This is a genomic window from Leuconostoc citreum (genome assembly GCF_007954785.1).
Lineage (GTDB): Bacteria > Bacillota > Bacilli > Lactobacillales > Lactobacillaceae > Leuconostoc > Leuconostoc citreum.
On the sequence record NZ_CP042410.1, the window covers coordinates 952626 to 964705 of the forward strand.

13 protein-coding genes are annotated in these 12080 nt (G+C 38.6%); 5 read left to right on the forward strand and 8 right to left on the reverse strand.

The annotated features are described in order from the left end of the window. Positions 1 to 22: 22 nt before the first annotated feature. Entirely contained in the window at positions 23 to 925 is a 903-nt protein-coding gene (locus FGL72_RS04770; protein ID WP_085698985.1) for an N-acetylmuramoyl-L-alanine amidase family protein, read from the forward strand. Beyond that, positions 925 to 1224, forward strand: coding sequence for a hypothetical protein (locus tag FGL72_RS04775; protein WP_012305119.1), 300 nt, complete (start codon positions 925 to 927; stop codon positions 1222 to 1224). Before FGL72_RS04770 ends, FGL72_RS04775 begins: the two co-directional genes overlap by 1 nt. Positions 1225 to 1270: 46 nt before the next feature. Here FGL72_RS04775 and FGL72_RS04780 read toward each other — a convergent pair whose 3' ends face one another. The 3 genes from FGL72_RS04780 to thrC all read right to left on the reverse strand — a co-directional run bounded on the left by FGL72_RS04780 (position 1271) and on the right by thrC (position 4657). Then, positions 1271 to 1804: a 5-formyltetrahydrofolate cyclo-ligase gene (locus tag FGL72_RS04780; RefSeq protein WP_085698983.1), complete on the reverse strand. Its 534-nt coding sequence runs from the start codon at positions 1802 to 1804 to the stop codon at positions 1271 to 1273. A 44-nt stretch (positions 1805 to 1848) separates the two neighbouring features. Next, complete coding sequence (glyA, locus tag FGL72_RS04785) at positions 1849 to 3081, reverse strand: serine hydroxymethyltransferase (protein WP_004906989.1); 1233 nt, start codon at positions 3079 to 3081, stop codon at positions 1849 to 1851. A 115-nt stretch (positions 3082 to 3196) separates the two neighbouring features. After that, positions 3197 to 4657 carry a threonine synthase gene (thrC, locus tag FGL72_RS04790; RefSeq protein WP_004906990.1) on the reverse strand — a complete coding sequence of 487 codons (1461 nt, stop codon included), beginning with the start codon at positions 4655 to 4657 and terminating at the stop codon, positions 3197 to 3199. A gap of 106 nt (positions 4658 to 4763) precedes the next feature. On the opposite strand from thrC, the gene FGL72_RS04795 reads away from it, so the two are divergent. From FGL72_RS04795 to FGL72_RS04805, 3 genes are read left to right on the forward strand one after another with little or no spacing between them, the layout of a single operon-like run. Then, positions 4764 to 6050 carry a homoserine dehydrogenase gene (locus FGL72_RS04795; protein ID WP_004899783.1) on the forward strand — a complete coding sequence of 429 codons (1287 nt, stop codon included), beginning with the start codon at positions 4764 to 4766 and terminating at the stop codon, positions 6048 to 6050. Beyond that, positions 6047 to 6922, forward strand: a complete 876-nt coding sequence (gene thrB / locus FGL72_RS04800; protein WP_146992828.1) for a homoserine kinase — start codon at positions 6047 to 6049, stop codon at positions 6920 to 6922. The genes FGL72_RS04795 and thrB overlap by 4 nt, the downstream gene beginning before the upstream one ends. Before the next feature lie 4 nt (positions 6923 to 6926). Next, on the forward strand, positions 6927 to 8288 hold the full coding sequence (locus FGL72_RS04805; protein WP_040176838.1) for an aspartate kinase: 1362 nt from the start codon (positions 6927 to 6929) through the stop codon (positions 8286 to 8288). 53 nt (positions 8289 to 8341) lie between these two features. Here the strand turns inward: FGL72_RS04805 and FGL72_RS04810 are convergent, their stop codons facing one another. The 5 genes from FGL72_RS04810 to ybeY form a co-directional block, all read right to left on the reverse strand. Beyond that, the gene (locus FGL72_RS04810) at positions 8342 to 9304 is read right to left on the reverse strand and encodes an asparaginase (protein ID WP_085698979.1); all 963 of its coding nucleotides are present in this window, start codon (positions 9302 to 9304) and stop codon (positions 8342 to 8344) included. Continuing rightward, positions 9304 to 10098: a DNA repair protein RecO gene (gene recO / locus FGL72_RS04815; protein WP_085698977.1), complete on the reverse strand. Its 795-nt coding sequence runs from the start codon at positions 10096 to 10098 to the stop codon at positions 9304 to 9306. Before recO ends, FGL72_RS04810 begins: the two co-directional genes overlap by 1 nt. Before the next feature lie 58 nt (positions 10099 to 10156). Next, positions 10157 to 11068, reverse strand: a complete 912-nt coding sequence (gene era / locus FGL72_RS04820; protein ID WP_085698975.1) for a GTPase Era — start codon at positions 11066 to 11068, stop codon at positions 10157 to 10159. 69 nt (positions 11069 to 11137) lie between these two features. Further along, positions 11138 to 11614, reverse strand: coding sequence for a diacylglycerol kinase family protein (locus FGL72_RS04825; protein WP_004899795.1), 477 nt, complete (start codon positions 11612 to 11614; stop codon positions 11138 to 11140). After that, positions 11598 to 12080 (reverse strand): rRNA maturation RNase YbeY, encoded by a 483-nt coding sequence (gene ybeY / locus FGL72_RS04830; RefSeq protein ID WP_004899798.1) that lies wholly within the window; start codon positions 12078 to 12080, stop codon positions 11598 to 11600. The genes FGL72_RS04825 and ybeY overlap by 17 nt, the downstream gene beginning before the upstream one ends.

Below are 12080 nucleotides of genomic sequence, written 5' to 3' on the forward strand. Positions count from 1 at the left end.
AAGTATTTTCAGTAGGTAAGAAATGATAAAAAAATGGTTGTTAAGCAATTTAATCGGTGTTATTATTACGGTTTTTGTTTTAATAAGCACTTTTGGATCAATATACACGCTTGCTAACAAAGACCGTATCACAACGCGACCAATGAACGTACAATTGCGAACTGGTCCTGGTATACAATATCAATCAGCAGCAACGTTAAAAAAGGGTACCAACTTACTAATTATGGAGAAAGTACGTGGCTGGTACAAAGTGCGTCGTACAGACAATGAAAAAATTGGTTGGGTTGCAAGTTGGGTCGCTGAAGCGAAAACATTGCGTGTTGCCACCCCTATCAGCGAGGCAACAATTGTCCTTGATCCTGGGCATGGTGGTGATCCAGATAAAAGGTATGATGGCTTGCCAGGTGATAATGGCTCATCTTCAGCTGACGGAAAGCATTTCGAAAAAACATATACACTTAGCACTGCCAGAGCAATTCGCGACAAACTTCAACAGACCGGCGCTCGCGTTTTCATGACACGCGATTCAGACGTTATCATCCCCCTACTACACATTCCACGCCTAACAGAAAAGTACCAAGCAGACGCGCAAATATCTATTCATTTTGATCATGATGGGGATGAAAACAATGCAACCAGTGCCACGGGAATTTCCCAATACTATTATCATAACAATGGTAAGCAACTCACTGAAGCATTACATCAGTCGTTAAACCAACTCCCGCTACCTAACCGAGGAAGTGATACCGCTAAGTACGTTGTCCTAGATCAAGTGACTCGCCCTGCAACGCTTTTAGAGTTAGGGTACATTAATAATCCTTCTGATTTTAAACATATTCGTACAGCAGTCTATCAAAAAGAAATTGCTAACGCTGTAACTGCAGGTCTGCAATCTTATTTCAAACAAACCATGGAGAGAAAATAATGCCACTTTTTAACAAAGCAAAACAAAAATTAAAAGCTACAATTGATACGCAAACTACCGAAAAGGTGGAAACACATTTAGAAGGTTTACTCGTACAGCCCTTCGCTTATAAAAAACTACTCATCATCTACCGCATTGAACAATATCCTAGCACAAGCAATCATATCGATAATAAAATTTTGACTTTTGATAAAAAAGAGCCGTTATCAGAACAGCGCTATCACGAAATTATCGAACGCCTAAAAAATGACGATAGCGACCGTATCGCAATTGTTAATATTTTACCTCTAGTTGAATGAAATGCTAAAAAAGCACATGCTGATCTTATCAGATTACATGTGCTTTTTATACTGTTATGATATGTGCCACTTTTTGATCATGCTGCTCAACTGGTAATACTGCTAACATTTGTACACTTAAAGCCAATGCCACACTATTGCCAGTATACTGAGCTAAAAAGCGATCATAATACCCCGCGCCAAATCCTAAGCGCTGACCCGATATAGTATATGCTAATCCGGGTACAATAACCAAATCAATGGCCGCTGCATTAAAAGTATGATTACTTGTCGGCTCCTTAATATCAAATGCTGCACGAGTATACATTGAATCAGCGTTAATAGCAATAAATTGCATTTGATGATCCATGATTTTTGGTACCACCACCACTTTATGTTCATCCCATGCTTTTTCAATGATAGGTTGCGTATCTAGTTCAAAAGCTGTACTTAATACGACAGCAATAACTTGTGCTTGTTGCCATTGTGATGAATGAAATAATTGACGGCGTAAGTTATTCTCTTCGGTTTGTCTAGGCACCCCAACAAATTCAACTAAGCGTTCTTTTTGCTGTATTCGTAATTTTTTTTTATCTAACATGACTAATCTCCAATATAAAAAAGCTGGTAACCCAGCTGATTATATTATTCAAATAAATGTGTCATAGCTAAAATTTCAGCTTCTTTTTTAACGTCTTTCAGCACTTTTGCATCATCGTAATGATGAATAGCTGTCACAATAAGTTCTGCCACATGGCGTGCATCCGCTTCATTGAATCCCCGTGTCGTAATTGCTGGTGTCCCAATACGAATACCTGAAGTGATGAATGGACTCAATGTTTCATTGGGAAGTGCTTCTTTATTTGTTGTAATCGAAACACTGTCTAAGAGTTCTTGTGTCTGTTTGCCATTCAAACCAGTTTTTGTCAAATCTAAGTTAAACAAATGGTTGTCTGTACCGCCAGCAACAACACGAATATCTTCGGTTGCTGTGAAAACTTCAGCCATAGCTTGTGCGTTTTTAATAATTTGTGCCGCATACGCTTTAAATTCAGGCTGCAATGCTTCGCCAAATGCAATAGCCTTTCCTGCAATAACATGCTCTAATGGACCACCCTGAGAACCTGGGAAAATGGCAGAATTAATTTTTTTCGCATATTTTTCTTGCGACAAAATCACACCACCACGTGGTCCACGTAATGTTTTATGTGTTGTGGAAGTGACTACATCAGCAATACCAACTGGATTTGGATGTAACCCAGCGGCCACTAAACCAGCAATATGCGCCATATCAACCATCAAATAAGCACCCACTTCATCAGCTATTTCACGGAATTTATTGAAATCAATGATACGTGAATAAGCAGAAGCACCAGCAACAATCATTTGTGGTTGTACTTCACGAGCTTGTTTAGCAATTGCTTCATAATCTAACTGTTCACTTTCTGCATCTAGACCGTAAGTATATGATTGATACATTTTACCTGAAAATGATACCTTGGCACCATGTGTTAAATGCCCACCGGCATCAAGATCCATACCTAAAATCTTATCGCCTGGCTGCAAAAATGCCATGTATGCAGCTGCATTAGCCTGAGAACCAGAATGTGGTTGAACGTTGGCATATTCAGCACCAAAAAGTGCCTTCAAACGATCAATAGCCAATTGCTCGACAACATCAACATATTCCGTTCCGCCATAATAACGTTTGTAAGGATATCCCTCAGCATACTTGTTCGTCAATACTGATCCTTGGGCTGCACGAACACCCTTTGACGCGAAATTTTCAGATGCAATTAACTCGATTGTACGATTTTGACGGGCACCCTCTTGTTGAATAGCACTCCATACCTCAGGGTCTAGTTCTTTAAATGACATGACGTTCTCCTAAATTCATTAATAGCTTAATTATAACTTGTTTTTTGACTTTTTTCACTTTTAATTATACGTGTAAAAACGAATTATTGGTTTTTTTATCTAGAAATGTTCGTCATTAAAAGATTTGATGCCTTAAAACTGTTGTCATTTGATTTGGTGCGATAGTTTGCGTATGAATCACTGGTCGCTGAAAAAGCAACTGAATTTGTTCCGGTATGACAACATTGCTTTTGTCAGCGAGTTGCTTTAGGCCATCATATTCATTCAGGGGTGTTTCACCTAGCGCATTGAGTACCGTATCAGCGAATTTAAACGGACTAGCAGTAGCAGCTAAGATAGTTGTCCCAGATATGTCAAGTTGGTTATAAACATATTGCCCAACAGCTGTGTGTGGATCAATTACATAATTTCCCTCTTCAAACACACGTTTAATTGTCTTCAAAACTTCTGTTTGTGAAGCACTCGCGGCTTTAAACTGTGATAAGTTGGCCTGTGTTGACGGTTTTAAAGTGTAATGCCCTTGTTCATCTAAGGCATTCATATATTCTCTTACTTCCTCAGTATTACGACCAGACGCAAAGTATAATAGACGCTCTAAGTTACTGGAAACTAAGATGTCCATTGCAGGGGCGTTGGTTACCTTAAATGTGCGTTGTCGATCATATGTGCCAGTGTTAAAGAAGTCTGTTAAAACATTATTTTCATTTGACGCCACAACAAATTGTGCAACAGGCAAGCCAATCTGACTAGCATAGTAAGCCGCCAACATATTACCAAAATTACCGGTAGGTACAACGATATTAATGGCCTCACCACTTGCAATTTGATGTTGTTTAACTAATTGCGCATAGGCATGAATATAATAAACAATTTGTGGCACTAACCGCCCGATATTAATGGAATTTGCCGAAGAGAATCGCAAATGCTTGTCGGCTAAATCGGCTGCTAACGATTGGTCTGACAATAATGATTTAACAGCTTTCTGCGCATCATCAAAATTACCACTAATAGCCGTTACGTGAGCATTGTGCGCTGGCTCGGTTTGCATTTGTCGTCTTTGAATGTCACTAACACCAACCTCTGGATAAAATACAACAATATCAGTATGTTGTACATCTCCAAAACCACTCATAGCAGCTGTTCCGGTATCACCAGAAGTTGCAGTTAAAATGACAATGCCATCATCAAGACCTTGCTTTTTGGCAGCCGTTGTCATCAAATGTGGCAAAGCCTGTAATGCAACATCTTTAAAAGCTAATGTTGGGCCATGAAATAGTTCAATATAAAACAAATCATCGGCTTGATGATATGACACAATGTCCTCAGTCGTCCACTGTTTACCATAAGCTTTGTCTATCACACAATCGATTTCATTAACACTAAAGTCATCAAAGAAACCGTCAAAGATTAATGTTGCGATATCAGCATAAGTTTGTTTTTGCAGTTGCGTCCAATCCAATTCAATATTTGGCCAACTTTCTGGTACATATAGTCCGCCGTCAGGTGCTATGCCATTGATTATAGCTTGGCTAGCTGTCACCGCTGGTGCTTGACCACGCGTAGAAATATAGTTCATCTTATCTTGGTTCCTTTTGCATTATTGACTAAATTATAACAAAAAACTTCAAAATTATGAAGAAAAATGATAGTATTATTAAGAATAACACGAAAAGGAATTAACTATGGATATTGGAATTGGGCTTTTTGGATTAGGCACCGTGGGCAGTGGTGTCGTAAAAATACTACAAGATAACGCTGACCAAATAGCGAAACGTACTGGCACTCATCTACTTGTTAAGCATGCTGTTGTTAATAATTTAGAGAAAAAGCGCACTGGATTTATTAACAACTTCCCCATTACAAATGATGCCAAAGATATTTTAAACAATCCGGAAATTCAAATTGTAGTTGAGGTCATGGGGACATTAGATCAGGCTTATAAAATTATTAAAGATTCCCTCACTGCTAAAAAGCATGTTGTGACCGCTAATAAAGACCTTATCGCCAGTCGTGGACAAGAACTAGTTGCTATTGCTGAAGCTAATGGCGTGGATTTATTTTTTGAAGCAGCAGTTGCCGGTGGTATTCCAATTCTCAGAACCCTCGCCAATAGTTTTACAGCTGATGAAATTTCTCGTGTTGCCGGTATTATTAATGGGACGAGCAATTTTATATTGACACAAATGACAACCAATAAATTATCATATGCAAATGCTTTACAGTTAGCACAAAAAAAGGGCTTTGCTGAAGCTGATCCCACCAATGACGTGGCAGGATTTGACGCTGCCTATAAACTGATCATTCTATCTAATTTTGCTTTCGGTGTTCAGCCAGCTTTGGACGATCTCACTATCAATGGCATCACACACCTTACCGATGCCGATATTGAAGACGCTAATGCTTTTGGTTATGCTGTTAAATTGCTAGGTGTTGCACAACGTGTTGGTCAAGATGCTAATGCTATTAGCATTGATGTATCACCCTATTTAGTTCCTTTCACACATCCTCTGGCAACAGTTCATAATGAGAATAACGCTGTCCTTGTTAATGGTGAATCTGTTGGAGAAATCATGTTGTATGGTCCCGGTGCCGGTGAACTACCAACCGCCAACTCTGTTCTGAGTGACTTAACCAACATTGCCACGGATATTGCTTTAAACACACCAGGCAGACCATTCAATTCATTTAATCAAAACTTAGATATCGCCAAACCCTCTCAACGCCTATCAAGACGATTCATTGTAATTGAAGTCGATGATACACCCGGTGCTATGTATTCAGTAACGGGCATGTTTGCGGCAGCAAAGATTAGTTTTTCTGATTTAAAACAAACACCAGCAGCTAACGGCACAGCGCGATTAGTTGCACTCACTCATCCAGCAAGCGATGCACAACTTAATGTCATTCAAACGACAATACGCAATGCGGATGGTATTAACCTAGCAGCGGAGTATAAAATTTTCTCATGATAAAAATTAAAGTACCAGCTACTAGCGCCAATATTGGTCCTGGTTTTGATTCGTTGGGTCTTGCGCTAGATCTTTTTCTCACCCTTGAAATACATGAGGCAACAACAACCTGGCAAGTCATTCATGAAGAGCCAGATTTACCACATGATATCACCCATTTTATTGTGCAAGCAGCGCTAACATTAACTAGCAACATGCAACCACATCGTCTTGTGGTGAAGTCAGATATCCCCTTGGCTAGAGGCCTTGGTTCTTCATCGGCTGCTTTATTAGCTGGTTTAACTATGGCTAACATACTTGCCGATCTTAATTTATCCCCAAAAGAAATACTCAAGCAAGCTACAATGTTAGAGGGACATCCTGACAATGTGGCGCCTGCTTTGCTTGGTGGCGCCATTTCAGCTTATTATGACGGTCATCAGGTCTATAACAGCAGTTTCCACATACCTGAAAACATCATCTTTACGGTATTTATTCCAGATTATGAATTAAAAACGGCTGAAGCCAGAAATGCTTTACCTGATGACTTCCCTTTTAAAAAGAGCATTGCTGGTAGTGCCATTAGTAACACACTGATTGCGGCACTAGCCAATGATGACTGGCAAACTGCAAAACAATTGATTGAAAAAGATCAGTTTCATGAACAACAACGTCATCATCTAGTTCCTCATTTATTAGAAATTCGTCACATTGCACATCAGTATGATGTACTAGGAACTTATTTATCTGGGGCTGGGCCAACCGTTATCATTATGGCACCAAAAAATGAGGCCAAAATTTTACTCCCAGCCTTAACCCATCTTACAACGTCTGGAAGGACTATACAGTGCCATTTAAATCGTTCCGGCTTAACTATTACGAAAGAAGAATAATCACATGAAGGTTTCAAAGTTTGGTGGTTCATCACTAGCTGATGGACACCAGTTACAGCGTGTTTTTAATATTGTTAATGCGGATAGCAACCGTAAAATAATTGTTGTCTCTGCGCCGGGTAAACGTTTTACAGATGATATTAAAGTTACTGACCTGCTCATTAAATATGCTGAGGCCACAATCAACGACCAAAATACAGAGACAATTATTTCAGACATCAAACAACGCTATCATGATATTGCTTATCATTTTGGTCTACCACAGGAATCATTGACAGATATTGACCAACAAATTGATCATTTGGCTAAAAAGCATTATCGTTCGTTTGATTATTTATTTGCTGCTTTTGCTGCACATGGTGAATACCTCAATGCGCAGTTAATTGCTAAAGTTTTTACTTACTTGGGCTTACCCGCCCGTTTCATTGACCCAAAGCAAATTGGTCTATTAGTTGATGATAATGCACGTTCTGCAACTTTCAATACACAATCTTATGAAACAATTGCCAAATTAGATCTTTCCACCAGTGAAAGACTCATTATCCCAGGATTCTTTGGCTATACAAATAATGGTGATATGGCAACTTTCTCACGAGGTGGTTCTGACATCACTGGCGCCATTATGGCACGCGCTTTAAGTGCTGATTTATATGAAAACTTCACAGACGTTAGTGCAATTTATGCTGTTAACCCAAATATTATTACTCATCCTGCTGCTATTCACCAGATGACATACGATGAAATGCGTGAATTATCTTATGCTGGCTTTGCTGTATTTCACGATGAAGCGATTATTCCTGCTATCCAAGGTGGTATTCGTATTAATATTAAAAATACAAACGATCCTGATGCACCCGGAACATTTATTGTGCCACCAACTGAAGTCCAAGAAACGCGACCTGTAACTGGTATTGCCAACTCTAACCGATTTGCTGCATTATACTTACATCGTTACTTACTAAACAAGGAAGTTGGCTTCACGCTTCGTATTCTAGAAATTTTAAAGCGTCATAACATTTCCTACGAGCATATGCCGTCAGGAATTGATGATTTGACCATTATTTTTGACAAAACAAATCTTTCTCAAGATAAAGTCGATGCCATGCTGGCTGATATTGCTGCAGACATCAAGCCAGACACGCTGAAATGGTTGCCCAGTTATGGCATTATCATGATTGTTGGCGAAGGTATGCGAAACCGTATTGGTGCGTTAACAGAAATTGTCACACCATTAAAAGAAAATGGCATTAGTCTGCAAATGGTCAATCAAGGGGCAAGTGAAATTTCAATTATGTTAGGTATTCAACCAGACCTTGCAGATAGTGCAGTAAAGGCGATCTATAATAATATTTTTAAAATTGAATAAAACAAAAAGCGTTAACAAATATCAGATTGTTAATGCTTTTTACTTTAATTATCTTAAAGTTGATGCAAATAAGTGTGCAAGGCCGAATCATCTAACCTATTGTCTAACCCAATTAGTAACTTCAACCTTGCTTTTTGACCATTAATACTGGTAGCAAAGATGACGCCTGCTTTTTCAAGCTGCACACCACCACCTAAATAATCATAAACTGGCTCAGCAACGCCATTAAAACTCCTTGATACAACAACGACCGGAATGTTTCGTGACAGTATATATTGCACGCCTTGCGCAGCTTCTCTGGATAAATTACCTGCTCCTAACGCTTCGATAATAATGCCATCAATATTCGAAGCCGCTAGCAATTCCAATAATTGACCATCCATACCTGCATAAGCCTTTAGAACAGGAATTCTTTTATCAACATGGGCTATGGGCAGTATGTGTCGCTTAGGAAGATCATAAAAATAGATAATTTGCCTTTTAGTTAGTAAACCCATAGTTCCACTAATTGGTGAGCCAAATGTGGCCACATTAGTCGTATGCGTTTTAGTGACGAAACGTGCCGCATGAATTTCATCATTCATCACAACCAAAACACCACGATGCTGAGATTCATGTTCAGCTGCAACGCGTAAGGCCGATTGATAATTATACAGCCCATCAGAGCCTAGTTCATTAGATGAACGCATAGCACCTGTCATAACAATTGGCATTGACACATCCAATGTGCTATCTAAGAAAAACGATGTTTCTTCCAGGGTATCTGTGCCATGTGTAATAACGACACCATCAAAAGCACCCTCAGCTTTTAAAATACGTTGTTGCAGCTGTAACATATGTATCGGCCCAATATGCTCGCTTGGCAGATTAAAAATATTTTCTACCGTCAAATCCACATCAGGTAACGTAACCTGTACCCCTGTCAATGGATTTTCAATACCTGTCTCCACATCTCCATCTTCATCTTCGTGCATTGAAATCGTACCACCCGTGTGGAGTACTAATATTTTCTTCATTATTCTGACTTTCCTTCCCCATTTTGCCTAAAATTAATCAACGTATTTTGCCAAGCATGCATTTGTTCGATAAACGTTTTAGCCTTTGGCTTCAAACCGATTTGATTATCATAAATATGGTCAATAACACGCTGTAACCCACGCTTAGTCGTTTCCGAAATATTGATTTGATTAATTTGCCGCAAATCAATAATACTAAATTGTCTCAAATAAAAGACAGTTTTCTGATCTAACATTAATCGATGATCATCTAAGTCGTAATGTTTGTCCGAAATAATGCCATTATACTTCTCAGAATAATCAAACTGACCAACCGATTCACCGCTAATTGGGTCTTGACGCCAATTAGGTGCAACACCTAATGGGACTAAGAGTTGGATTTCGAAAATATTGGCTATAATCTGCGGATCCATTCCTTCATCCAACTTCTGTAAACCTAACACGAATTGATTGTACCAACGTGTTAATTGTTCACCCTCCTCAAATGTTTGATCAATTAAACTAGCAATCAAAGCTGCATAAGCATTGACTTCAATATCATCAATAAGCCGTTGATATATTTTTATTGTCTGTATATCGTTAATATAACCTAAGCCTTGATTATTTTTCGGAAAAGCACCTTCAAAGCTAAGCACTGCATGTGGCTGTAATGCTGAGCCTAATGCGGACTTTGGTTTTTTAGCACCACGCGCCAAAAAAGTTCGCAGACCACCTGTCTCGGTGAGAATACGAACTAATAGATCGTTGTCTTTATATTGTCGCGTACTAAGGATAATCCCGTTAATTACTGTCATTATTTATTAACCAATAACCACAGGATAAACAAATAATGTGGTTTATATCAAAATAGTGTTAATAGTTTTCTTCATTATAACCTAAGGTTTGTAATGCCTGTGGCCTGTCACGCCATCGTGGCTCTACTTTTACCCAAGTTTCTAAAAAGACTTTGTCTCCCATCAGTCGCTCAATATCTTTGCGGGCACGTGTACCGATGTTTTTAATCATTGTCCCTTGCTTCCCAATAATAATATTTTTTTGCGTTGGCCGTTCAACAATAATGGAAGCTTGAATATGAATTTTTTCTTCATCTTCACGGGCAATTTTGTCAATAACTACTGCTACTGAATGCGGCACTTCCTGACGTGTCAATTGCAGTACTTTTTCACGAATTAATTCGCCAATGACAAATCTTTCTGGATGATCCGTTAGCTGGTCGGCATCAAAATACTGTGGCCCTTCATCTAAATGAGACACTACATTATCTAACAGTTCCGGTACATTATCACCTTCAGTAGCAGAAATTGGAAATACTTCAGTCCATGTCGGTGCGTCAACTTGATAGCTTTCGATAATTGCTAATAATTCTTCACGCGCAATGAGATCAACCTTATTGATTAGCAAGTATACTGGTGTTTCAGTGACTTCATTTAATCGACTAATAATAAAGTCATCGCCACGTCCTCTTGGCATTGATGCATCGACAACGAACCAAATGGCATCAGCTTCATGTAAGGCAGAAAAAGCTGATTTCACCATAAAATTACCCAAAGAATTTTGTGGCTTGTGAACACCTGGTGTGTCAATAAAGACAACTTGAGCATTATCTGTTGTATAAATTCCTTGTATCTTGTTTCTTGTTGTTTGTGCTTTATCAGACATAATTGCGATTTTTTCACCAACAATACGATTGAGTAAAGTTGATTTACCAACGTTTGGACGTCCAATAATAGCTACAAATCCTGATTTGAAAGTACTCTCTGCCATAAATTTATTGCGACCTAATGGTCGACTTTCTCCTATTCATCTTCTCATTCAAGCATGTTGGCAATGTCATTACTTCTGAAAATGATGTAACAAATCAGAAAAATTAGTAACAATACCAAACTGACGCCATATATATGGTTGAAATATTAATAACAAAATAATAATTTCAACACCAACGGCCACTAAGACGGCACCGGCAGCGACGTCTTTAGCTAATTTTGCAAGTGGATGATATTTTTTTTCAACAACTAAGTCCACAACTGCTTCAATAATTGTATTCAAAAACTCACTAAAAATTACAATAAACACAGCCATTGTCACCCAGAGCCAATCTGCACGATACAAACCATAATGTAAACCTGTGACCAATATCAAAAAGGCTAACAAAATATGAATCCGCATATTGCGTTCCCGGACCAAAATCATCCAGATACCATTGAGAGAATTACGTAAAGCTCTAAAAAAATTACTATTTCTAGTCGTCTGTTTTTTTTGTGATTCAGGCATGCCTTCTAATGTCGTTTTTTCATTATCTCTTGAGGCCATAATTATCCAGAATTTCCCGTTGCAAGTCAAACATCTCTTTTTCTTCAGCGTCACCTAACATATGATCATAACCATTCAAATGTAGGAAGCCGTGGACTACCAAAAAGCCTAATTCACGCTCATAACTATGTCCTAAATATTCGGCTTGCGCGCCAATAATATCTACCGAAACAATAATATCTCCGATATTCTTAGCGATATCTTCAGTCCAAGCATCATCTGATATTATATCAAAATCATCTTCCCCTTCTTCGATTGCAAAACTAATAACATCGGTTGGTTTATCTACGCCTCGATAATCTCGATTATAGCGCTGAATTTCATCATTGTTAACAAATGTCACGGACATTTCAGTATTAACGGGTAATTTCAAAGCCTCCCCAGCAAAATTCAAAACACTTTCAACTAAATCATGATGGTAACGGCTAACACCATCATGCGTTTGATCAATAATAGCTAAGTCCAT

Excerpts from the sequence above, each read along its gene's own strand:
- FGL72_RS04770 (WP_085698985.1), top strand. The coding sequence starts at position 23 with ATGATAAAAAAATGGTTGTTAAGCAATTTAATCGGTGTTATTATTACG.
- FGL72_RS04775 (WP_012305119.1), top strand. The coding sequence starts at position 925 with ATGCCACTTTTTAACAAAGCAAAACAAAAATTAAAAGCTACAATTGAT.
- FGL72_RS04780 (WP_085698983.1), bottom strand. The coding sequence starts at position 1,804 with ATGTTAGATAAAAAAAAATTACGAATACAGCAAAAAGAACGCTTAGTT.
- glyA (WP_004906989.1), bottom strand. The coding sequence starts at position 3,081 with ATGTCATTTAAAGAACTAGACCCTGAGGTATGGAGTGCTATTCAACAA.
- thrC (WP_004906990.1), bottom strand. The coding sequence starts at position 4,657 with ATGAACTATATTTCTACGCGTGGTCAAGCACCAGCGGTGACAGCTAGC.
- FGL72_RS04795 (WP_004899783.1), top strand. The coding sequence starts at position 4,764 with ATGGATATTGGAATTGGGCTTTTTGGATTAGGCACCGTGGGCAGTGGT.
- thrB (WP_146992828.1), top strand. The coding sequence starts at position 6,047 with ATGATAAAAATTAAAGTACCAGCTACTAGCGCCAATATTGGTCCTGGT.
- FGL72_RS04805 (WP_040176838.1), top strand. The coding sequence starts at position 6,927 with ATGAAGGTTTCAAAGTTTGGTGGTTCATCACTAGCTGATGGACACCAG.
- FGL72_RS04810 (WP_085698979.1), bottom strand. The coding sequence starts at position 9,304 with ATGAAGAAAATATTAGTACTCCACACGGGTGGTACGATTTCAATGCAC.
- recO (WP_085698977.1), bottom strand. The coding sequence starts at position 10,098 with ATGACAGTAATTAACGGGATTATCCTTAGTACGCGACAATATAAAGAC.
- era (WP_085698975.1), bottom strand. The coding sequence starts at position 11,068 with ATGGCAGAGAGTACTTTCAAATCAGGATTTGTAGCTATTATTGGACGT.
- FGL72_RS04825 (WP_004899795.1), bottom strand. The coding sequence starts at position 11,614 with ATGGCCTCAAGAGATAATGAAAAAACGACATTAGAAGGCATGCCTGAA.
- ybeY (WP_004899798.1), bottom strand. The coding sequence starts at position 12,080 with ATGGACTTAGCTATTATTGATCAAACGCATGATGGTGTTAGCCGTTAC.